Genomic DNA, 21,608 nt, shown 5'->3' with positions numbered 1-21,608 from the left:
CTCCGCCGCAGGCCCGTCCGACGACGACGCCGCACCGCGCCCCTGCAGCCCCTCGCACCTCGCGTGCCGGGCGGCGGGGGCGCGGTCGTGCACCCGGAGGGCGAACGCGAGGGCCGGACCTCACCGCCCCGGTGCGGGAACGCCGTCGTCCGCGGGGCCGCCACCGTACGATGGGCCCGTGACCGCAGACATCATCGCCACCGTCGTGACCGCCGTGCTCGTGATCATCGGCTGCCTGGGAATCGTGATCCCGGTGCTGCCGGGGTCCATCACCGCGCTGATCGGGCTCGTCGTCTGGGCATTCGTGGTGCGCGCCCCGGAGGGGTGGGTGGTCCTCGCGCTGGGTGGCACCCTGCTGATCGCCGGCATGTCGGCGAGCCTGGTACTGACCGGGAGGCGGCTCAGACGCCGTGCCATCCCCAACCGCACACTGGTCTTCGGTGTGGTGGGCGCGGTGGTCGGGATGTTCGTGATCCCGGTGGTGGGGCTGTTCATCGGATTCATCGTGGGGCTGCTGCTGTCCGAGACCGTGCGCAACCGCAACTTCAGCACCGCGCTGGCCACCTCGTGGGCGGCCGCCAAGGCCATGGGCCTGGGGATGCTGGTGGAGCTGTCCTGCGCGCTGCTGGCCTCCCTGACGTTCATCGTGGGAGCAATCGTCCACTTCACCATGGGCTGACCGGCCGCGTGGCCCCAGCGCGCGGCGTCCCGCTGACGTCGCGGCCCGCTGGGCAACGGCTCACCTGCGCGCTGCGGAACCCTGCTCCGGGCCTGGGGTCGACCCGCTCGTGCGGTCCGCGGCTCACGCCCGCCAGGGCAGCGGGACGACCTCCATGTCCTGACCCGCGTGCATCCCGTCCTCCGGGACCACTAGCAGCACGTCCGCGTGGGCGAGACCCGAGAGCATGGCCGGGCCCACGGCGGGTTCCGGGATCACCCGGCCGTCCTGGATGTAGGCGGGGATCACGCGGGTGTGACCCGTGGGCTCAAGTGCCCGGCCCGCGGTGACGCGCCGGGTCAGCGGCAGGGTCTCACCCGTGGCTCCGGCGATCAGCGCGTGGCCCACGGTGAGCAGGCCGGTCATGGCGCTCAGCGGGGAGCCGGGCAGGGCCAGCACCACGGGACCGTCGTCCGGCAGCTGCGCGAGGATCACGCCGTGGGCCGGTTCCTGGGCCACACCGTCCAGGATGAGGTGGGCGTCGAGCTCCTCGAGCGCCTGCCGCACGTGGTCGTCCTCCCCGTGACCGGTGCCGCCCGTGGTGACCACCATCTCGACGCGCGCGTCCAACAGGGAGTTGGCGCCCATGGGGGACTCTGTCAGGGCATGCACCATGCCGTCGGAGCCGTCGGCCACGCGGCGGACCTGGTCCACGTTCGCGCCCAGCTCCCGCAGCACGGCGGGCAGCTGCAGCCCGAGCGAGTCCCGGACCTCGCCGGGACCAGGAATGCCGTCCTCCACCATGTTGGTGAAGCCGAGCAGCACGGTGACGCGCGGGCGGCGGCGCACGGGGAGCATATCGTGGCCGGCGCTCGCCGCGAGGCCCAGGTGCACCGGGTTGAGCCGGCGGCCCGCGCGCAGCAGCAGGTCTCCCTGCTCGATCTCCTCACCCACCGCGCGGACGCCCTGGTTCTTCACGAGGGCGGCTGCGGGGGTGGCGTCCTCCAGGGTGTCCCCTTCGACGGCCTTGCGACCGTGCTCCGTGCCCTCGGGAACCTCGGCGTGGGGGTCGGCGGGAACCACATGGCCGCGGTGGGCCTCCAGCAGGGCACGCGTTCCGTAGGGCACCGGGTCCCCGCTGTTCACGTGGGTGGCCTCACCGGGCGTGAGCTCCACCACCGGCAGCATCCGCCGGTCCGGGGGCAGGGTCAGCAGCAGCCGCTCGTCAGTCTCCGCGGGCTGCGGGGTGCGGATGCGCCACGGTCCCTCACCGGCCACGGCCCAGCCGTCCTCGGCCGCGGAGGCGTAGTGGGGCACCGGCATCTCGGCGGTCACGGACTCCGCGAGGGTCTCGTCCAGGCACTGCGCGAGCGGCAGGAGGATGTTGGGCAGCGGCTGCGGGACGCCGTACGCCAGCCGCCGCGCCTCGTCCCACTGCGCCCAGCGCACGGTGGACTCCGGAGTTTCACCGCGGTGCTGCGGCTGGTCCTCGTCCTCGCGGACGGAGGGGTCGTGCGGGTGCGGAAGTCCGGGCATCATGTCTCCTCAGCGTGCTGATTCAGTACAGATCGAGCCTGCGAACATCCTCCCACGTATCCACGTCCGCGGTGCTGTCCTCGGGGACGGGGGTCTCCTGGAGCCGCAGCCGGCGCCACACGGAGCGCACGGACGCGTCCGCCGTGGGCACTTCCGCGAGCACGCGGGTCAGCGCGCCCGTGCGGACCAGCACCGCGAGGTTCTCCCGGCGCCCCTCCCGCGACGTCGCGATCACCCCGTCCACGTCCGACGCCGCCCGCCCGGCCGCCGCGAGGAGGACCGGGAGCGCGCGGTCCACGCCGGGCATGTCGCACGCCAGCACGGCCGTCCAGTCCCGGCGGTCCGCCACGGGTGCCAGGGCGACGACGCCCGCAGCCACCCCGGCGGCCGGGCCCGAGAACGGGGGGTCCTCACGGGTGTGCAGCACCCGGGCGGGCAGGGTGGGATCCTCGGGGCCCACGACCACCACGGTGCCGAAGGGCAGCACCGCCTCCACCGTGCGGGCCAGCAGCGTGGAGCCGGCCACGGGCAGCTGCGCCTTGGGTGTGCCGCCGAGCCGAGAGGAGTGGCCCCCGGCCACGATCACCGTGTCGAAGCGAGGACCCGCGGGGGTGACCACGGGCTCAGCGGGTGGTGGCGGCGTCGTCGTCGAGCTCCGAGTCCGCGGGACGCTGCTTCTTGGGAAGACCGGCGATGCGCAGCCCGCACTCCACCGCGAGCAGGACGAAGGCGGCGTAGTACAGGATCATCGTGGGGTAGAGCGTGGGGATCTGCTGGCTCATCCCCACCAGGGAGAGCAGCAGCACCAGCACCGAGAGGATCAGCACCACCATGTGCACGGTGCCGAAGACCCCCGGGCGGCCCTTGCGGGAGAGGTACATGGCGGTGAGCGCGAAGAGGATGGGGAACAGCAGCTGCCCCGCGAGCGTGATGCCGTCCTGCACGTAGGGGTAGACCCCCATGGACTGGATGACGGCGGTGACCACGAGCAGCACGGGCGCGACGAACGACTTCATGACTCACCAGTCTAAGCGCGGTGGTCCGGGGCCGGTGCGGGGCGAGTGCGCCGCGGTCGACACCGACCGTCGGCGGTCGTGGGCGCGCGCGGCGGTGCGCTGGTCCGCCCGGGCCGCGCGGTGCGGTCAGTCCCCCGCGCGCTTGCGCACCGCCCGCTCCACGAGCGCCACGCACTGCTGCGGGGAGTAGTGCAGCTGCCCGGCCACCTCGTCCAGGTAGCGGGCGGCGGCCCGGGCCGCGGCGGTCTCGCGGTCGTCACGGCTCTGGGCGATGAACGTGCCCGCGCGGCCGCGGGTCTCGATCACACCGCGGGCCTCCATCTCCTTGTAGGCCTTGGCCACGGTTCCCGCGGCCAGTCCGAGCTCCCCGGCGAGGGTCCGCACGGGTGGGATGCGGTCTCCCACCACGAGCTCCCCGCCGGCGACGTCCCGCAGCACGCACTCCACGAGCTGCTCGTACACCGGGGTTGTGGAGTGGGGGTCGACCGTGAACATGGGTGAGCCTTTCCGTCGTGTGCCCTCATCGTAGGACCCGCGGCACCGGTGGCCTGCGCACCAGGTGCGGCCCGGCACTGCACGTAGGCTTGTGGTCGTGTCCGAGCATGCTGACCTTCCCATTCCTGCCGGTGCCGCCCCGGACGCGCAGGCCGTCCGGCGCTTCACCGACCACGCCCTGGACCGGGCCCGGGACCTCGGCAGGCAGCTCCCCTTCCCGGGGGAGGGTGCCACGCCCGAGCTGTGGCGCGCACTGAGCGCCCTGGGCCGCGCCGACCTCGCGCACGCCCGCATCATCGAGCCCCACCTGGACGCCCTAGCCATCCTGCGCCAGGCCGGTCGTGAGGACCTCGTCACTACCCAGGACACGTGGGCCGTGTGGGCCGCCGAGGGGCCGGGAGAGCCGCTGCTGGCCACGCCCACGGCGCCCGGGCGGGACCGCGGGCCGGACCAGGACGCCGTGCCGGACCGGGACCGTGGGGCGGGCCAGGGCGGTACGGCGTCGTCGTCCGTGGAACCGGGTGGGCTCACGGGGGATGGGAGCGAGGGAGCGGCGCGCACGTCGTCGCCCGGTGCCTCCGCGGCGGACGACCGCCCGGCCGCCACCTGGACGCTCACCGGCACCAAGCCGTGGTGCTCGCTCGCGGACGCGGTGTCCCGCGCGATCGTGACCGCGCACGTCGCGGACGAGAACGGTGCGCCCACCGGCCACCGGCGGACGTTCGTGGTCGCCACCGACCACCCCGGATTCCGGCCCGCACCCGTCACGCAGTGGGCGTCGCACGGGCTCGCGGAGGTCGTGACCGTGCCCGTCACGTTCGAGGACGTCCCCGCCGAGCCGCTCGGTGCGGACGAGTGGTACCTGACCCGCCCCGGTTTCGCGTGGGGCGGCATGGGGGTTGCCGCGATCTGGCTGGGCGGCGCACAGGCCGTCGCGGACCTGCTCTGGGACCAGCTGCGCCATCCCCGCCGCCCGGTGGACGACGCCGCCCTGACCGCCCTCGGACAGCTGGACCTCACCCTCGGCGCGGCCCGCGCCGTGCTGGAGCGCGCCGCGGTGGCCGTGGACCACGGCGACGCCGCCGGGCAGGTCGGCGCCGCCTGGGCCCTGCGCGTGCGCCGCACCGTGGCCGACGCCGCCGAGACCGTGGTCCGCGTGGTCTCCCGCGCCACGGGGCCGGGGCCGCTCACCGGGGACCCCGCGCACATCCGCCGCGTGGAGTCCCTGCAGGTCTACATCCGCCAGGACCACGCCGAACGGGACACCGCGGCACTGGGGCGCGCCCTGCTGGCGCTCGCCGAGGACACCGCCCGCGCCGGGGGCAGCACCCACCCCGAGCGCGCCACGGACATCCCGCGGGAGGGCGGCACCGCGCACCCCGAGGACACACCGTGGTGACCTTCGACCACCGCGACCCCGGCACCGCCGAGAGCGACTGGGCCCGCTGCGGCGCCCTGCACCGCGCCCCGGAGCTGGAGCTGACCGGCGCGGACCGCGCCGTGGTGTTCGCCGCCCACCCCGACGACGAGACCTTGGGTGCGGGCGGCACGGTGCACCGGCTGGCCCGTGCCGGGGCCGAGGTGCGGGTGGTCGTGGCCACCCTCGGGGAGAACTCCCACCCCGGATCGAGCACCCACACCCCGCAGCAGCTGGCCGAGCTGCGGCACGGGGAGATGGTGGCGGCGGTCCGGGCGCTCGCCGGTGACCGGGCCGCCCCGGTCTTCCTCTCGCTCACGGACGGCGCCCTCGCGGAGGACGAGCTGCGGGGTCCGGTCGCGGAGCACCTCGACTGGGTGCAGGGCGGTGAGAACCCCCTCGTGCTCGTCACGTGGGAGCGGGACGGGCACACCGACCACGAGGTCCTCGCCCGCACCGTCACCCGCGCCGCCGGTGCCCGTGGTCTGCGCTGCGCGCAGTTCCCCATCTGGTTCTGGCACTGGGGCTCACCCACGCGCCTGCCGCGCGGGCTGGTGCGCATCCCGCTGGACGACGCCGCCCGCTCCGCCAAGCGCGCCGCCCTCGAGCACCACGCCACCCAGGTGCGCCCGCTCTCGGACCGCCCCGGCGACGAGGTGCTGCTGGGCCCCCACGTGCTGGCCCACTTCGAGCGCTCCGCGGAGTTCTTCGTGCTCAGCGCCCCGGACCAGAAGACCGTGTTCGACCGCGTGCACACGGCGGCCGAGGATCCCTGGGACGTGGACACCTCCTGGTACGAGCGGCGCAAGCGGGAGGTGCTCCTCGGGTGCCTGCCCCGGCAGCGCTACGGCACGGTCCTGGACCTCGGCTGCTCCACGGGCGCCCTCACGGTGGCCCTGGCTGGGCGGGCGGGGAGCGTGGTCGCGGTGGACGCGAGCGACGTCGCCCTGCGGGCCGCCCGCACCCGGCTGGACCGCGAGGGGGTGACCAACGTGGAGCTCGTCAACGCCGTGCTGCCCGCGGGCTGGGAGGACCGCTGGGCCGGCCGGGAGCTGATCGTGGTCAGTGAGATGGGGTACTTCTGCTCGCCCGAACAGTGGGAGGAGCTGCTCGACCGCTGCGTGGCCGCACTGGAGCCGGAGGGCCACCTCGTGCTGTGCCACTGGCGCCACCCCATCGAGGGCTGGCCCCTGGACGGGGCGGACGTGCACCGTGAGGCGCGACGGCGTGCGGACCTGCGGCGCGTCGTGAGTCACCGGGAACGGGACTTCGACCTCGAGGTCTTCGCCCCCGTTCCGCGGGGGCAGCGGTGATCCGCCGGCTCGCCGTGGTCGTGCCGGCCTGCAACGAGGAGGAGCGGGTGGGGCGCTGCACGGCCTCGGTGGCGGCGGCGGTCACGGCGCTGCACGGTGCCGCCGGCCAGGACGCGCCGACCGTGACCGTGGTGCTCGCCGCGGACTCGTGCACCGACCGTACGGTGGAGCGCGCGCGGGCGGCGTGGGCGGCGTCGGGCCTCCCGGAGGGCGCGGCCCGGCTGGAGGTGTTTGCCGGGAGGTGGTGCAGCGCGGGCGGGGCGCGTGCCGCCGCCGCGCACCACGCACTGACCGCGGGACGGCACCCGGAGTGGCTCGCCTCCACGGATGCGGACACCGCCGTGCCGCGGAACTGGCTGGCGTACCAGGTGGAGCGGGCGGCCCACGGAGTGGACGCGATTCTCGGCACCGTGGAACCGGACCCCGTCGAGTGCCCGGAAGCGGTGTACCGGTTGTGGCAGCGCGAGCACACCCTCGCGGAGGGCCACCCGCACATCCACGCCGCGAACATGGGTGTGCGTGCCGCGCTCTACGAGCGGGTGGGAGGCTACCCGCCCGTGGCGTGCAGCGAGGACGAGGCCCTGGTGGCCGGGCTGCGGGCCGCCGGGGCCCGGATCGAGGCCACGGACCGGATCCGGGCGATCACCTCCGGGCGGTTGGAGGGCCGCGCCGAACTGGGGTTCGCGCACCACCTGCTGAGCCTCGCGCAGCTGGCCCAGGATGAGGAGACCCCCTGCGGGGCGCCCGGGCCGAGACGCTTCGCCCACCGCAAAAACGCTTGATCCGCCACCCCGGTTGCTGTCTACGGTGTGGGGGAAAGCACCATCCGACGTACATGGAGGTAACTCGTGAGTGAGAAGAGCATCAAGGTCAGCCGTGTCATCGACGCCCCGGCGGAGGAGATCTTCGAGGTCCTGACCCTGCCCGCCAAGCACCCCGGCCTGGACGCCTCCGGCACCGTGGTCTCCGGCACGGACCAGCGCATCCAGAACGTCGGCGACGTGTTCGTAATGAACATGCACGCCGAGATGATGGGCGGGGACTACAAGACGGAGAACCACGTCACCGGTCTGGACCCCAACAAGCTCATCGCGTGGAAGCCCTGCCCCGAGGGCACCTCCGTGGAGGACAACGGCTGGGAATGGATGTACGAGCTGCAGCCCGAGGGCTCGGACTCCACCACCGTGACCCTCACCTACTCGTGGGAGCACGCCAACCCCAAGGTGACGAAGAAGATCAGCTTCCCGCTCTTCGGCGAGAAGGTCCTGGAGGAGTCCCTCGAGAAGCTCGCCGCGTCCGTCTCGGGGGCCTGATCCCGCACCGGGGCTCTCGCCCCCGCGGCTCGTGACCGACCGCCCGCGCCTTCCCCGGGGAGGGCGCGGGCGTCGTCGTGTCCGGGTGCGGTGCCGCCCTTTCCGGGCGACTCCCGGACGACGCCGCACGGGAACCTCGCGCGCGAGCGGCCCGGGCGCGGGTGCCCACCGGGCGTAGCCTGGCCGGGGTCGTGCACGCGTGGCACGGCCGGGTCCGGGAAGATGCAGCTGCCCGGGCGGGACCATCGCAGCAGGAGGTGCACCCGGGTATGGGGTCGTCGCGCAGGGTGTGGGAGGGCTACGACAAGGGGAGCTCGGGCTATCGGCGCATTCTCGTGGCGCTGCTGTGCGCGGGCGTGGCCACGTTCGCACAGCTGTACTCGGTGCAGGGCGTGCTGCCCATCATGGCCGAGGACCTGAACGTGGACGCCGCCCAGTCCGCGCTCGCCGTCTCGGCGGCCACGCTCGGGCTTGCGGTGGGAGTGATCCCGTGGTCGCTCGTCTCGGACCGGTGGGGGCGGCTGCGGGCCATGGTGATCGCCGTCGTGGCGGCCACGTGTCTGGGTGTGCTCATGGGGTTCATGCCCTCGTTCGAGGCGCTGGTGGCCCTGCGGTTCGTGGAGGGCATGGCACTGGGTGGCATCCCGGCGGTGGCCATGGCCTACCTCGCGGAGGAGGTCAACCCCCGCTACGGCGCGGTGGCCGCCGGGACCTACATCTCCGGGACCAGCCTGGGCGGACTGTTCGGGCGGATCGTCGCCGCACCCCTCGCGGACTTCTTCGGCTGGCGGGTGGGTACGTCCGTCGTCGCCCTGCTCGCCGCGGCGGCCGCGGTGGTGTTCATTGTGCTCGCGCCACGGCAGCGCGGGTTCACGCCCCAGCCGGTGCGGCTCACGGGGGAGCAGGGACTGCTCTCCCACCTGTGGCGCAACCTCCGGGACCGGCGGCTGCTCACGCTGTACCTGCAGGGCTTCCTGCTCATGGGCGGCTTCGTGGCGGTCTACAACTACATCGGCTTCCACCTGGGCGAGGCGCCGTTCAACGTGCCCCAGAGCGTGGTGTCCGTGCTGTTCCTGGCGTACCTCTCCGGCACGTGGTCCTCCGCACGGGCCGGCGGTCTCGCGGGGCGGTTCGGACGCCGCCCCGTGCTGCTCGGCTCCGCGCTGGTCATGCTCACGGGTCTGCTGCTCACCACCGTGCCGTGGCTGCCCGTGATCGTGGCGGGGCTGCTCGTGTTCACGGCCGGGTTCTTCGCGGCGCACTCCGTGGCCAACGGGTGGGTCCCCGCGCTCGCAACGGAGGGGAAGGCGCAGGCATCCTCCCTCTACACGCTGCTCTACTACGGCGGCTCATCCGTGTTCGGGTACGCGGTGGGCGTCCCCTTCACCGCCGCCGGGTGGAACGGCGCGGTGCTGTGCATTGCGGGGTTGATCGTAACGGCCGTGGTGCTCGCACTGACCTTCCTGCCGCGAGCGGCAACATCCTGCCGATAGGTCGATTCGGACGAGTGCGACGACGCCGTGGAACCCAGAAAGGCAACATCTTGCCGGTCTATGGGGTTGGGCGGCAGGATGGGGTCCAATACACCGAAATCGGCAACTTCTTGCCGGAGGAGAGACGGATGCAGCGAATCGCGGAGCCGGGCGAGGCCATCCGGCGAGCCCGTCGCGAGGCGGGACTCACCCAGAAGGACCTCTCGGGCGTCTCCGAGAGGACGGCGCGCGCCATCGAGACGGGACGGGGCAATCCCACGGTGGCCGCCCTCGTCGCCACCGCCGGTGTGCTCGGTCTGCGGGTGAGCGTGGCATGACGGCCGATGTGCAGCGCCTGCGCTCGGTCCCCGCGGCGGACGTCTACAAGGCCGGGCGGCTGGCGGCTCGACTGGAACGGGGCGACGGGGCGAGCACCGTTGACCTCGAGGCGCTGCCGTTCCACGGGTCGCCCCTGCGATTCGCGGAACGCGAGTTGCGCCAGCGGCGCTCAGAGCTCACGGACTGAGCCCGGCGGCGTCGCCCGGGTCCTGCGGAGCGGGGGATGCGACGACGCCGCGGCCCTGCCTGCACCGGCACGCGCGGGGATCGCGCCTCGTGTGATCTGGCTCTACGCTGGAGGCGGCCCCGCACACCAACGCGCGCCGCCGTCCGCCGGTGCTCCCGCGGGCACCGCCCCGTGAGGACGCGAGTTCGGCCGGCGCAGTCAGGAGACCCTTCCATGAGCGACATCCTCACCGTCCGCCACCTGTTCGGCCCCGGCCCCACCAACCCGTACCCGGAGGCCACCGAGGCGCTGGCCCGCCCGCTGCTCGGTCACCTGGACCCGCAGTTCCTCACCGTCATGGACAGCGCCTGCGAGGGCCTCCGGAAAGTGTGGGGCACCGAGAACCGCCGCACGCTCCCGCTCTCAGCCACCGGTTCCGCCGGCATGGAGGCGGCGTTCGTGAACTTCGTGAACCCGGGGGACCCCGTGGTGATCGCGGTCAACGGCCTGTTCGGTGAGCGCATGTGCGACGTCGCGGCCCGCTGCGGCGCCGAGGTCACCCGGGTGGACTTCCCGTTCGGCGAGCCCGTGGACCCCGAGAAGGTGGCCGCCGCGCACCCCTCCCCGAAGATCATCGCCGCCGTGCACGCGGAGACCTCCACGGGTGTCCGCTCGGACATCGCCGCTCTCGGCGCGCTCAAGGGGGATGCGCTGCTGCTCGTGGATGCCGTGACCTCCATCGGCGGCATCGAACTGAAGGCGGACGAGTGGGGCATCGACATCGGCTACGCCGGCACCCAGAAGTGCCTGGGCGTGGCCCCCGGCCTGGCGCCGTTCACGGTGTCCGAGCGGGCGTGGGAGCGCCGCGTGGCGAAGCCACGCTCCTGGTACCTGGACCTCGGGATGCTCGGCGGCTACGTGGGGGAGGCGTCCGGGGCCACCCGCACCTACCACCACACCGCGCCGGTCGCGATGGTCGCCTCGCTCGAGGCCGGGCTGCGCCGCATTCTGGCGGAGGGGCTGGACGCCGTCCGCGAGCGCCACGAGGCCGCGGGCCGGGCGCTGCAGGACGGCCTGCAGGAGATGGGCCTGGAGCTCTTCGCCCGGGAGGGGTTCCGCCTGCCGGAGCTGACCACCGTGAAGGTCCCCGAGGGTGTGGACTCCGCGGCCGTGCGCAAGGAGCTGCTGGAGACCTACGACATCGAGATCGGCCCCGGTGTGAAGGAGTACGCGAGCACCGTGTGGCGCATCGGACTCATGGGCCCCAACGCGTGCCCCGAGTCCGTGACCCTCGTCCTCGGTGCGCTGAGGAACGTGCTGGGCCGCTGATCGCCCCCAGCGGCTGAGCGGTCGCGCCGGCCGGGCGCCCTTCAGCCGGCCGCCCGGCCGGCCCGTGCGTGACGTCGGCCAGCCGGCGCGCGGGTCGGACCCCGGGCGACCTGGGCGCCACGGCACCACGTCGTCGGCACCACGTGCGAACGGCGGGCCCCACCGGGAAGGTGGGGCCCGCCGTCGTCGTGCGGTGTGAAGGGGCGCGGATCAGGCGGTGAGCTGCTCCTCGATGGCGCCCACGAACGCGTCCAGGTCACCGGGGTTGCGGGACGTGATGAGCGTCCAGCCGTTGGCGGGGCAGACCTTGGCCTGCTCGTCCACCCAGGTGCCGCCGGCGTTGACGATGTCCGTCTTGACCGACTGGTAGGAGGTCAGGGTCTTGCCCTTGACCAGGCCGGTCTCCACGAGCAACCACGGGCCGTGGCAGATGGACGCCACCGGGCGGCCGGAGGAGGCGAAGGACGTGGCGACCTTCTGCGCGTCCTCGTCCAGACGCAGCGTGTCCGCGTTGAGGGTGCCGCCGGGCAGCAGCAGGAGGTCGTACTCGGACTCGTTGACCGCGGAGATGGTCTGGTCCACGGGGAAGGTCTCGCCGAGGTCCCAGTCGCCCACGAGCGACTTCACCTCACCGGACTCGGGGGCGGCCACGGTGACCTCCGCCCCGGCCCCGCGCAGCTTCTCCACGGGCACCTTCAGCTCGTCCTGCTCCACGCCCTGGTTGTTCACCAGAACGAGAATCTTCTTGCCGGACAGTTCAGCCATTGTCGAGAATCCTTTCTATCGGGTGATGGTTCCACTCTGGCACCGCGGCACTTTCCTCGGCAAGGGTGTCCCCGCCGGTTCCGCTGTCAGCGACACGCTCATGACGCCGCCGCGCGGCGTCTGCTGCGTGCACCCAGCGTCCCCTCACGCGAAGGGCTGCGATACCCGGTCCAGTGCGGCGATGTCGTCCGCGCCCAGGTGAAGTGCGGGCGCCGCCACCAACGAGGACAGCTGCGCGGCGGAGGATGCGGAAGCAATGGGGGCGGTGACGCCCTTGGCGAGCAGCCATGCGAGGGCCACGGTGGTCGGCTCGGCGCGGTGCCTGTCCGCCACGGAGACCAGTTCCTCCACCACCGCGAGACCCTCGGGGGAGACGTACTCCCGGGCCATCTGCTCGCGGGCCGCTCCCTCGAGGTCCTCGGTGGTGCGGTACTTGCCCGTGAGGAAGCCGGAGGCCAGGGCGAAGTAGGGGAACACGGCAGCGTCGTACTCTTGGGCGATCGCGGCGTAGTCCCGCTCGAAATCGCGGCGGTGCACCAGGTTGTACTGCGGCTGGATGGCCGCGGGCACCGCCATGCCGCGCTCGCGGGCCACCGTGAAGAACTCGCGCATGCGCTGCGGCGAGTAGTTGGACAGCCCTACTGCGTGCACGCGCCCGGAGTCCACGAGCTCGTGAAAGGTTTCCACTTGCTGCTCGATGGGCGTGTCCGCGTCGTCATAGTGTGCGTAGTAGAGGTCCACGTAGCCGGTCTGCAGCCGGTCCAGGGAGGCGTCCAGTGCGGCGTTCACGGTGTCCCGGGAGAGGCCCTTGAACTCGGGGTGCGCGCCCACCTTGGTGGCGATCACCAGCGAGTCGCGGGTGCCGCGCGCGGCCAGCCAGTTGCCCAGCACGGTCTCCGACTCACCGCCCGTGTGGCCCGGGGCCCACGCGGAGTACACGTCCGCGGTGTCCACGAAGTTGCCGCCGGCGGCGGTGAAGGCGTCCAGGACGTCGAAGGACACCTGCTCGTCACTGGTCCAGCCGAACGTGTTGCCGCCCAGGTTCAGCGGAAAGATCTCCTGATCGATGCCCCGGATGCGGGCCGAGGGCGTGTGCGCGGCCATGGTGAACCTCCTGTGGTGGTGGTGTGGCCGCGCGGTCGATCGCGCGACCCTGTCCCCGCTTTCGACCGTAGCACTTTCTCCGGCAAGCAAAGAGGCGGGCGTCCCGTGCCGCGGCCTGACCGCCAGGCCTCGGGGCTCGCACGGCCGGCCCGCTCAGGAAGCGTCGGAGAGCTCCTCGACCAGCCGGGCCACGTGGCCCTGGGCGTCCACCCGGTACTGGGCGCGAGTGAGGGTGCCGTCCGTGCCGATCACGAACGTGGAGCGCAGCGGGCCCTCGGAGGTCTCGCCGTTGACGGTGCGCTCACCCCACGCACCCCAGGCCCGGGCGGCCGCGTGGTCCGGGTCCGAGAGCAGGGTGTAGGGCAGCTGGTACTCGGTGACGAAGCGGGCGAGCTCGGCGGGATCGTCCCCCGAGACGCCGTAGACGTCGTAGCCCCGGGCCCGCAGTGCACCCAGGTTGTCCCGGAAGTCGCAGGCCTGCGTGGTGCATCCCGGGGTGAACGCCCTGGGGTAGAAGTAGACCACCGCGCCGCGCTCGCGCTGCTGCGCGAGGTCCACGGTGCGGCCGTCGTGGGCGGTCAGCTGCAGGGCGGGTGCGGGATCTCCGGCGGACAGTTCGTGCGACATGGCATCTCCTTCGAGGCTGGGTGTTCCTCCTGGACCATAGCGCGCACGGCGGGCGGTCGGAACAGCTCCCGGGGCGGTTCAGCGCACCTGCTCCTGGATGATCGCGATCTTCTGCCACACCTTCCGGGCCATGTCCGAGGTGAGGGTCTCGATGCCCTCCACCGCGTCCAGCACGTCCCCGTCCGTGGTGTCCTCCGCGAACAGCGCCGCGGTCTTGCCCACGAGCGAGAGCATCTCCGTGCAGTAGTCCAGGTACTGGGTCATCTCGGAGCGGGTCATCTGCAGCTCCCCGCCGCGCTCGTCCGCTGTGGTCGGCGACGCCGTGCCGGCCAGGTCCGCACCCACCGACGACGCGGCGCCCCTGCCTCCACTCGTGTCCGGCGATGCCGTGCCGAGGCCGTCAGCCCCCGACGACGCCGCCGCTCCGCCGCCCCGCGCGGAGGCGGCACCCGCGTGGCGGGGGTGCGCGGGCGACGTCGTGCCCCCGGCTTCCGGCGCGGAACCCGGCAGCCGCTCGGGGACCTTGACGAGCTGGTGCATGTCGATCACGTGGGCGAGGGAGCGCAGCCGGTGCAGCACGCGCAGCACGCGCGCCCGCTCCATGCGCTGGGGCACCGCGATGAGGAAGAAGATGGCGATGCCCGCGAACACGAGGTCGTTGACCACGGTCTCCAGCAGCGGCAGCCAGTCCACCGGGCCGAGCGAGTCCGGATTGGACCAGATGCTCGCGGCGGCCAGTGCGATGGCGGTGCCGAAGACCAGCAGCACCGCCAGGACACCCAGACGCGAGAGCAGGCGAGCGGAGCGGATCCGGCGCCTGCTGATGCCGCCGCCCTCCACCACCTCGTCCACGAGGGCGATCAGCTCACCGCCCACCTCCCACAGGCTGCGCCGGGGGAAGCGGGCGTAGACCCGCCGCTGCAGGGTGGCCGCGGAACCGCGGACCGCCGCACTGTCGAGGCGCTGGTACCGGCTGCCCGCCGGGGGTCCGTCGTCGTGGTCGTCAGGGCGTGCGGGCAGGGGGTGAGGAGAACGCATCCCAGCAGGGTACGCGAGGGCTGCGAAGTGCGGAGGACGACCGGTGCGCCGCTCGTGGGAGACGGCAGTCCGACGTCGCGGGCCATCGGGAGCGGTACGACCTCGCCCCGCCCGTCGCCGGGGACGGGGCGAGGCTTCGTCAGGCCTGGCCGCGGCCGAGCAGGCGGCCGGTGGGCGTCTCGTAGTCCACCTCGCGCCCGCCCACGAAGGTCCTGCGGACCTTCCCGGAGAGCACCTTGCCCTGGTAGGGGGTGATGGGGTTCTTGTGGTTGAGGCGCTGGGCGTCCACCACGTAGCTCTCGTCCGCGGCGAAGACGGCCATGTCCGCGTCGTAACCCAGAGACAGCTTGCCCTTGTGGCGCAGTCCCACCCGCTCGGCCGGGCGCGTGGCCATCCACCGCACCACGCGCTCGAGTCCGACCCCGCGGCGTCGTGCCTCGGTCCAGATCAGGGACAGGCCGAGCTGCAGCGAGGAGACGCCGCCCCACGCGACCCCGAAGTCCCCGTTGCCCAGGTCCTTGAGGTCCAGGGTGGAGGGGGAGTGGTCCGAGACGACGTAGTCGATGGTGCCGTCGATCAGCCCCTCCCACAGCTTCTCCCGGTTGGAGACCTCCCGCACCGGTGGGCAGCACTTGAACGCGGTGGCGCCGTCCGGGATCTCCTCGGAGAGCAGCGTGAGGTAGTGCGGGCAGGTCTCCACGGTGATGTCCAGGCCGTCGTTCTTGGCGGAACGGATCATGGGGATCGCGTCCGAGGAGGACAGATGCAGGATGTGCGAGCGTGCCCCGGTCCAGCGGGTGCGCTCGATGACCTCCGCAATGGCGATGTTCTCCGCACCGCGCGGGCGGGACCTCAGGAAGTTCTCGTACACGTTGCCGTTGGGCTGCGGGGCCCTGTCGATGGTGCGGGAGTCCTCCGCGTGCACGATCAGCAGAGAGTCGAACGTCTTGATCTCGGCGAGCGCCTCCTCCATCTCGTCCGCCTCCAGGTGCGGGAACTCGTCCACGCCGGAGTGCAGCAGGAAGCACTTGAAGCCGAACACGCCGTCGTCGTGCAGGGGACGCAGATCGGCCTTGTTCCCGGGAATGGCTCCGCCCCAGAAGCCGATGTCCACGAACGCGTTCTGCTGCGCGAATAGCCGCTTGTACTCCAGGGCGGCCACGTTCACGGTGGCGGGCACGGAGTTCAGGGGCATGTCCACGATGGTGGTCACGCCTCCTGCGGCCGCGGCACGGGTGGCGGTGGCGAAGCCCTCCCACTCGGTGCGTCCGGGCTCGTTCACGTGCACGTGGGTGTCCACGAGGCCGGGCAGCAGCGTCTCGTCCTCGGCGAGCTCCACGACCCGCGCGCCCTGCAGACCGGCGCCGAGCGGCTCGATCGCGGCGATCTTCCCGTCCCGCACACCCACCTCCCGCGGGGCGAAGTGGTCGCCGCACATCACCCGGCGGCCGCGGACCACGAGGTCGAATTCGCCGTCCCGCCGCCCTGTGATCCGCGCCTCCGTGGACTCGTCCCCGTCCGCGAGCCGGTGCTCCGCCTTGTACTCACGGATCAGCTCCCGCACGCGGTCCGCACCGTTGACCTCCTGGGCCAGCCTGAGCTGCGCGGCACGGGCGGCCGCCACCTCGTCCCGGCGGTCGTCGGTCACGGCCCGCTGGGAGTTCTGCTGCGCGATCTCCTCCGGGGTCTCGTCCAGCTCGGGGTTCGACGCCGCCTGGGCCACCGTGCGGTGCACCCGCCCCGTGGCGCGTTCCTCGTTGGTCCCCGGGTCCGTGGTGTCCGCCTCGGTTCCCGTCCCGGCCCCGGTGGTGCTCGTGGCTGCGTGGTCCTGGTCGGTGTGCCGGTGCTGGTGTGCGCCGCCGGTGGCCGGGGTGGGGTCGGCGGAGGCGTCGCGGGCGGCGTCGTCGGCCGGGCCCTGTGCGGAGGTCTTCTGGCGGGAACCGCGTTGCGGTGAGGCGTTCATGGTGTGGGGTCCTTTCGGTGGCGGTGTGCGCCGGTGGTGCCGGGGCGCGCGTGGCCGGTGCACGGCACGGGCGGGGTGCGTGGATCTTCTCGATCCCAAACTAGGCGGTGACCCACCTCACGCAGTAGTCGCGGGGCCTCCCGCAGGGAGGTGTCGTCGTCCGGGACGAGGCTCCGCAGCTCGTGGACGGCCGCGAAGCCCGTGGCGCGCAGGACCTCCGCGGTGAGCGTGGTGCGGCCGCATACGGCGACCACGGGGACGCCGTGGCGCCGCCCCACCCGCAGCACACCGATCGGGGTCTTGCCGCCGAGACTCTGCTCGTCCAGGCTGCCCTCGCCCGTGACGAGCAGGTCCGCGCCCGCCACGGCGGTGTCCAGGTCCACGAGGTCCAGCACCACGTCGATCCCCGGTCGGCGGGTGGCACCCAGGACGGCCAGGGCCGCGTACCCCGTGCCGCCCGCGGCCCCGGCACCCGGCGCGGACGCGGCCTTTCGGGCGGGTTCGCCGAGGGCCCCGGCGAGCCGGTCGCGGAAGGTGCCCAGTGCGGCGTCGAGCTCCCGGACGTCCTCCTCCGTGGCGCCCTTCTGCGGGCCGAACACGGCGGCCGCGCCGCGCGGGCCGGTCAGCGGATTGTCCACGTCCGCGGCGAGCACGAACTCGGTGTCCGCCACACGCGGGTGCAGCCCGGAGGCGTCCACGGTGTGCAGGTCCGCGAGCGCCGCGCCGCCGTCCGGCAGCGCGCGGCCGTGCCGGTCCAGCAGCCGCAGACCCAGCGCGGTGAGCATGCCCGCGCCGCCGTCCGTGGTGGCGCTGCCGCCCACGCCCAGGACCACGCGCGTGCACCCGGCGTCCAGGGCCGCGGCGATCAGCTCACCGGTGCCGCGGCTCGTGGCGATGCGTGCCGCGAGCACGGGCCGGCCGTCCCGGTGGGGGAGCGCGGCGAGACCCGAGGCGAGCGCCAGCTCCACCACGGCCTCGTGTCCGCGCCGGGCCCATGCGGCGTCCACTGGCCGGTTTACGGGCCCGGTGACGGTGAGTTCCCGTCGCTCGAAGCCCGCCCCGAGCGCGGCGTCCAGGGTGCCCTCGCCGCCGTCGGCCACGGGGAGTGCGGTGACGTCCGCGTCCGGGAGGGCGGCGCGGATCCCCGCCGCCAGGTGCTCCGCCGCCTCGTGGGCGGTCACGGAGCCCTTGAACTTGTCCGGTGCCACGATGATGCGCACGGTGTCCTCCTCCGGGTGCCGGTGCTCGCGCTCATTCCAGCACGACTCCCAGTACGACGTCGCCCGGCCCGCTCCCGGCCCGGGGTCCCGCCGCACTGCCCGTTCAGCCGCGCTGCTCGCGGGGCAGCCACGCAAACGGATCGTCCTGTGAGGACGCGTACTCGAGGGACACCGGGCCGGTGTACCCGAGCTCGCGGGCCCGGGCCACCCACCGGTGCAGGGGGAGCTCACCCGTGCCCGGTTCGTGGCGCCCGGGGGCGTCCGCGATCTGGATGTGCGCGAAGTCCCCGGCGTGCCGCTCGATGAGGGCGTCCACGTCCTCGCCGTTGACCGCCAGGTGGTAGAAGTCCGCCAGCAGCTTCACGTTCTCCCGGTCCACGCGCTCGATCACGGTCATCACGTCCGCCGCGGTCCGCAACGGGTACCGCGGGGCGCCGGACAGCGGCTCCACGAGCACGACGCCGCCGAACGGCGCCACCGCGCGCGCTGCGAACCGGAGGTTCTCGACCGCCGCATCGTCCTGCTCCCGGGGCGTGCACCCCGAAAAGCGGGTGCCGTAGAGGGCGTTGAAACCCCGGCACCCGGTGGCCCGCGCCACCCGCACGAGGGATTCCACGCCGGCGCGGAACTCCGCCGCGCGACCGGGGTGGGAGAGGATGCCGCGCTCCCCGCCGGGCATGTCACCCGCGAAGAGGTTCAGCCCGGTGAGCCGGACGCCCGCCTCCCGGAGGGACCGCACGAAGGCGTCGACCTCCTCCGGCGCGGGTGTGGCGGTGGGGAAGGGCCACCAGAACTCCGCGCGGGTGAAGCCGTGGCGTGCCACGGCCGCGGGGCGCTCGAGCAGGGGCACCTCAGTCAGCAGGATCGAGGCGTTCACGGAGTAGGACATGTTTCTCCTAAGATGCTGGGGGACCACAGGATCCCTCGAGAACAGGGCGATCTCTTTCGAGAGTACAAACCGGGACACCACGCCGCGTGGCAGCGTATTTTCCGTCGGCGGTTTTCCTGGGGCTCACGACCTTGCGGGCCTGCACGTACGCGGCGCCGCTGCCCAAGGACCTGAAGGGGTTCCCGTTCGGCCGGTGAGGTGACGGGGCCGGTCGACGCCCCATCACGCTGTGAACGAACCACTTTCCTCCGAAATGGCTTACCGGTCGAGGCAGGTCTAGAGTCACCTGCCATGACTACCAACGTTGCTGCCTACCAGGCCGTCGCTTCCGGAGCCCCGCTGGAGAAGGGCACCGTCGAGCGCCGGGACCTGCGCCCGGACGACATCCGCATCGAGATCGAGTTCGCGGGCATCTGCCACTCGGACATCCACACCGTGCGTGAGGAGTGGGGGCCGATCGAGTTCCCCATGGTCCCGGGCCACGAGATCATCGGCCGGGTCACTGAGATCGGCTCCGAGGTGACGAAGTTCGCCACCGGTGACCGTGCCGGCGTGGGGTGCCTCGTCGACTCCTGCCGCGAGTGCGAGTGGTGCCTGAAGGGCGAGGAGAACAACTGCCCCAAGGCCGTGGGCACGTACAACGGCAAGGACCGCTTCGACGGCCGCCCCACGGACGGCGGGTACTCCACGGAAATCATCGTGTCCGAGGCCTTCGCCCTGCACATCCCCGAGAACCTGGACCCGGCCGCGACCACGCCGCTGCTGTGCGCGGGCATCACCACCTACTCCCCGCTGCGCACCTGGGGCGTCACCGAGGGCTCCAAGGTGGCCGTGGTGGGCATGGGCGGTCTGGGCCACGTGGCCGTGAAGCTCGCCGCCGCCATGGGCGCAGAGGTGACCGTGATCAGCCAGACCCGCTCCAAGGAGGAGGACGGCCGCCGCTTCGGCGCCACCGACTGGATCGCCCGCAAGGAGGATCCCGAGGCGCTCAAGAACCACAAGGGCGAGTTCGACGTCATCATCAACACCGTCTCCGCCCACGTGGATGTGCAGGAGTTCATGGCCACCCTTCGTCCGCACGGTGCCATGGTGCTGCTGGGCCTGCCCACCGAGCCCCTGGAAGTGAGCGCCGGGTCCGTGATCAGCGGCCGCAAGTCCCTCACCGGGTCCAACATCGGCGGCATCCGCGAGACCCAGGAGATGCTGGACTTCTGCGGTGAGCACGGGGTCACGGCGGAGATCGAACTCATCAGCGCGGAGGACGTCAACGACGCCTACGACCGCGTGGTGAACTCGGACGTCCGCTACCGCTTCGTGATCGACGCCAAGAGCATCTGAGTTCGCAGAGTCGGAGAGAAGCGCCCCGGGCCGTGATGGCCCGGGGCGTTCTCACACCCCGGGGCAAGTGTCTGCGAGCGAAGGGCCGAGCCCTCGATACCCTGGGGGCATGCCCCGCTCCCTCGATGACCTGATCTGGCCCCGCCGTACCGAACGGCTCACCGTGGGTCGACTGACCCCGGAGGATGCGGACGTGCTGTGGGAGCTGAAGGGCGATCTTGAGCTGAACCGCTGGACCACCAGGGTCTACGCCTCACGTGAGGAGTTCCGCGCGGACTGGGACGCCCTGGTCGCCACCCACCTGTTGGCCCACTGGGACGGGCGGCTCGCGGCCTATCTCATGGTCAAGCACCAGGACGCGTGGTCCCAGGCGGACGTCGCGGAACACGCCAGGGGGCAGCAGGTGGAGCTCGGCTGGGTGGTGGCGCCCTGGGCCCAGGGTTGTGGCATCGCCACGGAACTCGTGCGCGCAGGCCTGTCCATCGCGTTCGACATGGGCGTCCACCGTGTGGAGGCCGGCTGCTTCGCGGAGAACACCGGGTCCTGGAAGGTCATGGAGAAGGTGGGGATGCGGCGTGAGAGCCACACCGTGAGGGACTGTCTGCACCGGGACGGCCAGTGGCACGACGGCTACGGGTACGCGATGCTCGCGGAGGAGCACCGACAACCAGTCTGAGGGCATGTCTTCTTGCCGACTCCGTCGATGATTCCATGTTCGGGATGCAGGCAACCCGCATTCCGGTACGTTTTCAGCCATGGACCTTTCCGATGAACAGTGGCTCGCGTCATGGCGCTCAGAGCAGAAGCCCCAGCCGGAGGGATGGAGCTTCTCAGACCTCGAAACGCGCATGACCGAGACCCCAGTGCCCTGGGATATTGACCTCGTCTATCGAACCGCTCTGGCAGATGCGACAAGCGTCCTCGACATGGGCACGGGCGGTGGCGAATTTCTGCTCACCTTCGCCAATTCTCTGCCACGTGACACCGTTGCAACGGAGGGGTGGGCGCCCAATGTGCTAGCAGCGCGTCGAAACCTGCAGGCCGTGGGGGTGGACGTGGTGGAGTACAGCGCTCCCGACGAGGATGTGGATTCACTGCCAATGCCTTTCCCCGATGACCGGTTCGATCTCGTGCTCAACAGGCATGAGTCGTATTCCCCGCGTGAGCTGGCACGTGTCATCGCGCCCGGGGGCGGTTCGTAACCCAGCAAGTGGGAGGCGACGAGGCGCACGAGATAGGGCAGTGGTTCGGTGAGCACGCTGAACTGCCGCACGTGAACCTCGCGCATTGTGCCAGGGAGTTGGAGGAGGCGGGGTTCGAGGTCACGGAAGCAGAAGAACACGTGGGCAAGTATCTGTTCAACGACGTCGCTGCCCTGGTCGCATATCTGCAGCTGGTCCCATGGGATGCCCCGAGCGGATTCACTGTCGATGCATACGCGGAGGATCTCCTTGCTCTGCACCGCGAAACAGGAGGTGGTCCGGTACGGCTTACCCAGAAGCGATTCTGGCTCCGCGCCGTGCTGTGCGCCTGAACAGTTGAATGGGCAGGGTGCATTCGCATGCCGATTCAAAGCACCTTGGCTCTTCGTGTCACAAAGCCTTGTCTCG

Annotated in this window: 24 protein-coding genes; 13 read left to right on the top strand and 11 right to left on the bottom strand. The window is 72.2% G+C overall.

Going from position 1 to position 21,608, the window contains the following annotated elements:
• Positions 1–178: 178 nt before the first annotated feature.
• A complete protein-coding gene (locus tag C1C97_RS11045; protein ID WP_121031848.1) occupies positions 179–679 on the top strand; it encodes a DUF456 domain-containing protein in 501 nt (166 codons plus the stop codon).
• Positions 680–802: 123 nt separating this feature from the next.
• On the opposite strand, the gene C1C97_RS11040 is transcribed toward C1C97_RS11045, so the two are convergent.
• From C1C97_RS11040 to C1C97_RS11025, 4 genes are all read right to left on the bottom strand, one after another.
• On the bottom strand, positions 803–2,197 hold the full coding sequence (locus tag C1C97_RS11040) for a molybdopterin molybdotransferase MoeA (protein WP_233542905.1): 1,395 nt from the start codon (positions 2,195–2,197) through the stop codon (positions 803–805).
• 19 nt (positions 2,198–2,216) lie between these two features.
• Positions 2,217–2,813 (bottom strand): molybdenum cofactor guanylyltransferase, encoded by a 597-nt coding sequence (gene mobA, locus C1C97_RS11035; RefSeq protein ID WP_121031846.1) that lies wholly within the window; start codon positions 2,811–2,813, stop codon positions 2,217–2,219.
• Between the two features lie 4 nt (positions 2,814–2,817).
• A complete protein-coding gene (locus tag C1C97_RS11030) occupies positions 2,818–3,210 on the bottom strand; it encodes a hypothetical protein (RefSeq protein ID WP_110920684.1) in 393 nt (130 codons plus the stop codon).
• A 126-nt stretch (positions 3,211–3,336) separates the two neighbouring features.
• Entirely contained in the window at positions 3,337–3,705 is a 369-nt protein-coding gene (locus C1C97_RS11025) for a GntR family transcriptional regulator (protein ID WP_121031844.1), read from the bottom strand.
• A 97-nt stretch (positions 3,706–3,802) separates the two neighbouring features.
• Between C1C97_RS11025 and C1C97_RS11020 the strand changes: the two genes are divergently transcribed.
• From C1C97_RS11020 to C1C97_RS10985, 8 genes are all read left to right on the top strand, one after another.
• Positions 3,803–5,104 (top strand): acyl-CoA dehydrogenase family protein, encoded by a 1,302-nt coding sequence (locus C1C97_RS11020; protein ID WP_233542904.1) that lies wholly within the window; start codon positions 3,803–3,805, stop codon positions 5,102–5,104.
• A complete protein-coding gene (locus tag C1C97_RS11015; RefSeq protein WP_121031842.1) occupies positions 5,098–6,435 on the top strand; it encodes a bifunctional PIG-L family deacetylase/class I SAM-dependent methyltransferase in 1,338 nt (445 codons plus the stop codon). The genes C1C97_RS11020 and C1C97_RS11015 overlap by 7 nt, the downstream gene beginning before the upstream one ends.
• Complete coding sequence (locus C1C97_RS11010) at positions 6,432–7,217, top strand: glycosyltransferase (protein ID WP_121031840.1); 786 nt, start codon at positions 6,432–6,434, stop codon at positions 7,215–7,217. Before C1C97_RS11015 ends, C1C97_RS11010 begins: the two co-directional genes overlap by 4 nt.
• A gap of 66 nt (positions 7,218–7,283) precedes the next feature.
• Positions 7,284–7,748, top strand: coding sequence for an SRPBCC domain-containing protein (locus C1C97_RS11005; RefSeq protein ID WP_121031838.1), 465 nt, complete (start codon positions 7,284–7,286; stop codon positions 7,746–7,748).
• Positions 7,749–8,017: 269 nt separating this feature from the next.
• Positions 8,018–9,241 carry an MFS transporter gene (locus C1C97_RS11000; protein ID WP_233542903.1) on the top strand — a complete coding sequence of 408 codons (1,224 nt, stop codon included), beginning with the start codon at positions 8,018–8,020 and terminating at the stop codon, positions 9,239–9,241.
• 128 nt (positions 9,242–9,369) lie between these two features.
• On the top strand, positions 9,370–9,558 hold the full coding sequence (locus tag C1C97_RS10995) for a helix-turn-helix transcriptional regulator (protein ID WP_110920689.1): 189 nt from the start codon (positions 9,370–9,372) through the stop codon (positions 9,556–9,558).
• Entirely contained in the window at positions 9,555–9,746 is a 192-nt protein-coding gene (locus tag C1C97_RS10990; RefSeq protein ID WP_121031837.1) for a hypothetical protein, read from the top strand. The genes C1C97_RS10995 and C1C97_RS10990 overlap by 4 nt, the downstream gene beginning before the upstream one ends.
• 213 nt (positions 9,747–9,959) lie before the next feature.
• The gene (locus C1C97_RS10985; protein ID WP_110920691.1) at positions 9,960–11,054 is read left to right on the top strand and encodes a pyridoxal-phosphate-dependent aminotransferase family protein; all 1,095 of its coding nucleotides are present in this window, start codon (positions 9,960–9,962) and stop codon (positions 11,052–11,054) included.
• Positions 11,055–11,264: 210 nt separating this feature from the next.
• Here C1C97_RS10985 and C1C97_RS10980 read toward each other — a convergent pair whose 3' ends face one another.
• The 7 genes from C1C97_RS10980 to C1C97_RS10945 all read right to left on the bottom strand — a co-directional run bounded on the left by C1C97_RS10980 (position 11,265) and on the right by C1C97_RS10945 (position 18,660).
• On the bottom strand, positions 11,265–11,819 hold the full coding sequence (locus C1C97_RS10980; RefSeq protein WP_121031835.1) for a type 1 glutamine amidotransferase domain-containing protein: 555 nt from the start codon (positions 11,817–11,819) through the stop codon (positions 11,265–11,267).
• Between the two features lie 144 nt (positions 11,820–11,963).
• Positions 11,964–12,923, bottom strand: a complete 960-nt coding sequence (locus tag C1C97_RS10975; RefSeq protein WP_121031833.1) for an aldo/keto reductase — start codon at positions 12,921–12,923, stop codon at positions 11,964–11,966.
• Positions 12,924–13,076: 153 nt separating this feature from the next.
• A complete protein-coding gene (locus C1C97_RS10970; RefSeq protein WP_110919921.1) occupies positions 13,077–13,550 on the bottom strand; it encodes a peroxiredoxin in 474 nt (157 codons plus the stop codon).
• A 78-nt stretch (positions 13,551–13,628) separates the two neighbouring features.
• On the bottom strand, positions 13,629–14,588 hold the full coding sequence (locus tag C1C97_RS12445; protein WP_199712250.1) for a hypothetical protein: 960 nt from the start codon (positions 14,586–14,588) through the stop codon (positions 13,629–13,631).
• Positions 14,589–14,727: 139 nt separating this feature from the next.
• Positions 14,728–16,080 carry an allantoinase AllB gene (allB, locus tag C1C97_RS10955; protein WP_267897598.1) on the bottom strand — a complete coding sequence of 451 codons (1,353 nt, stop codon included), beginning with the start codon at positions 16,078–16,080 and terminating at the stop codon, positions 14,728–14,730.
• A 467-nt stretch (positions 16,081–16,547) separates the two neighbouring features.
• Positions 16,548–17,771: a glycerate kinase gene (locus tag C1C97_RS10950; protein WP_121031904.1), complete on the bottom strand. Its 1,224-nt coding sequence runs from the start codon at positions 17,769–17,771 to the stop codon at positions 16,548–16,550.
• 103 nt (positions 17,772–17,874) lie between these two features.
• Positions 17,875–18,660, bottom strand: coding sequence for a hydroxypyruvate isomerase family protein (locus tag C1C97_RS10945; protein WP_110919923.1), 786 nt, complete (start codon positions 18,658–18,660; stop codon positions 17,875–17,877).
• 291 nt (positions 18,661–18,951) lie between these two features.
• On the opposite strand from C1C97_RS10945, the gene C1C97_RS10940 reads away from it, so the two are divergent.
• The 4 genes from C1C97_RS10940 to C1C97_RS12630 all read left to right on the top strand — a co-directional run bounded on the left by C1C97_RS10940 (position 18,952) and on the right by C1C97_RS12630 (position 21,532).
• A complete protein-coding gene (locus C1C97_RS10940; protein ID WP_055083007.1) occupies positions 18,952–19,998 on the top strand; it encodes an NAD(P)-dependent alcohol dehydrogenase in 1,047 nt (348 codons plus the stop codon).
• A gap of 109 nt (positions 19,999–20,107) precedes the next feature.
• Complete coding sequence (locus C1C97_RS10935; protein ID WP_035964819.1) at positions 20,108–20,674, top strand: GNAT family N-acetyltransferase; 567 nt, start codon at positions 20,108–20,110, stop codon at positions 20,672–20,674.
• Positions 20,675–20,753: 79 nt separating this feature from the next.
• Positions 20,754–21,200, top strand: coding sequence for a methyltransferase domain-containing protein (locus tag C1C97_RS12635; RefSeq protein ID WP_233542902.1), 447 nt, complete (start codon positions 20,754–20,756; stop codon positions 21,198–21,200).
• Between the two features lie 71 nt (positions 21,201–21,271).
• On the top strand, positions 21,272–21,532 hold the full coding sequence (locus C1C97_RS12630) for a hypothetical protein (RefSeq protein WP_233542901.1): 261 nt from the start codon (positions 21,272–21,274) through the stop codon (positions 21,530–21,532).
• Positions 21,533–21,608: the final 76 nt, after the last annotated feature.

Origin of the sequence: Kocuria tytonis (assembly GCF_003226895.2) — a bacterium.
Classification (GTDB): domain Bacteria; phylum Actinomycetota; class Actinomycetes; order Actinomycetales; family Micrococcaceae; genus Kocuria; species Kocuria tytonis.
This window is presented reverse-complemented; position numbering and strand designations above follow the sequence as displayed.

Bases quoted from the DNA above. Each gene is read 5' to 3' on its own strand.
- C1C97_RS11040 (WP_233542905.1), bottom strand. From the start codon at position 2,197: ATGATGCCCGGACTTCCGCACCCGCACGACCCCTCCGTCCGCGAGGAC.
- C1C97_RS11030 (WP_110920684.1), bottom strand. From the start codon at position 3,210: ATGAAGTCGTTCGTCGCGCCCGTGCTGCTCGTGGTCACCGCCGTCATC.
- C1C97_RS11025 (WP_121031844.1), bottom strand. From the start codon at position 3,705: ATGTTCACGGTCGACCCCCACTCCACAACCCCGGTGTACGAGCAGCTC.
- C1C97_RS11000 (WP_233542903.1), top strand. From the start codon at position 8,018: ATGGGGTCGTCGCGCAGGGTGTGGGAGGGCTACGACAAGGGGAGCTCG.
- C1C97_RS10995 (WP_110920689.1), top strand. From the start codon at position 9,370: ATGCAGCGAATCGCGGAGCCGGGCGAGGCCATCCGGCGAGCCCGTCGC.
- C1C97_RS10990 (WP_121031837.1), top strand. From the start codon at position 9,555: ATGACGGCCGATGTGCAGCGCCTGCGCTCGGTCCCCGCGGCGGACGTC.
- C1C97_RS10985 (WP_110920691.1), top strand. From the start codon at position 9,960: ATGAGCGACATCCTCACCGTCCGCCACCTGTTCGGCCCCGGCCCCACC.
- C1C97_RS10980 (WP_121031835.1), bottom strand. From the start codon at position 11,819: ATGGCTGAACTGTCCGGCAAGAAGATTCTCGTTCTGGTGAACAACCAG.
- C1C97_RS10975 (WP_121031833.1), bottom strand. From the start codon at position 12,923: ATGGCCGCGCACACGCCCTCGGCCCGCATCCGGGGCATCGATCAGGAG.
- C1C97_RS10970 (WP_110919921.1), bottom strand. From the start codon at position 13,550: ATGTCGCACGAACTGTCCGCCGGAGATCCCGCACCCGCCCTGCAGCTG.
- C1C97_RS12445 (WP_199712250.1), bottom strand. From the start codon at position 14,588: ATGCGTTCTCCTCACCCCCTGCCCGCACGCCCTGACGACCACGACGAC.
- C1C97_RS10945 (WP_110919923.1), bottom strand. From the start codon at position 18,660: ATGTCCTACTCCGTGAACGCCTCGATCCTGCTGACTGAGGTGCCCCTG.
- C1C97_RS10940 (WP_055083007.1), top strand. From the start codon at position 18,952: ATGACTACCAACGTTGCTGCCTACCAGGCCGTCGCTTCCGGAGCCCCG.
- C1C97_RS10935 (WP_035964819.1), top strand. From the start codon at position 20,108: ATGCCCCGCTCCCTCGATGACCTGATCTGGCCCCGCCGTACCGAACGG.
- C1C97_RS12635 (WP_233542902.1), top strand. From the start codon at position 20,754: ATGGACCTTTCCGATGAACAGTGGCTCGCGTCATGGCGCTCAGAGCAG.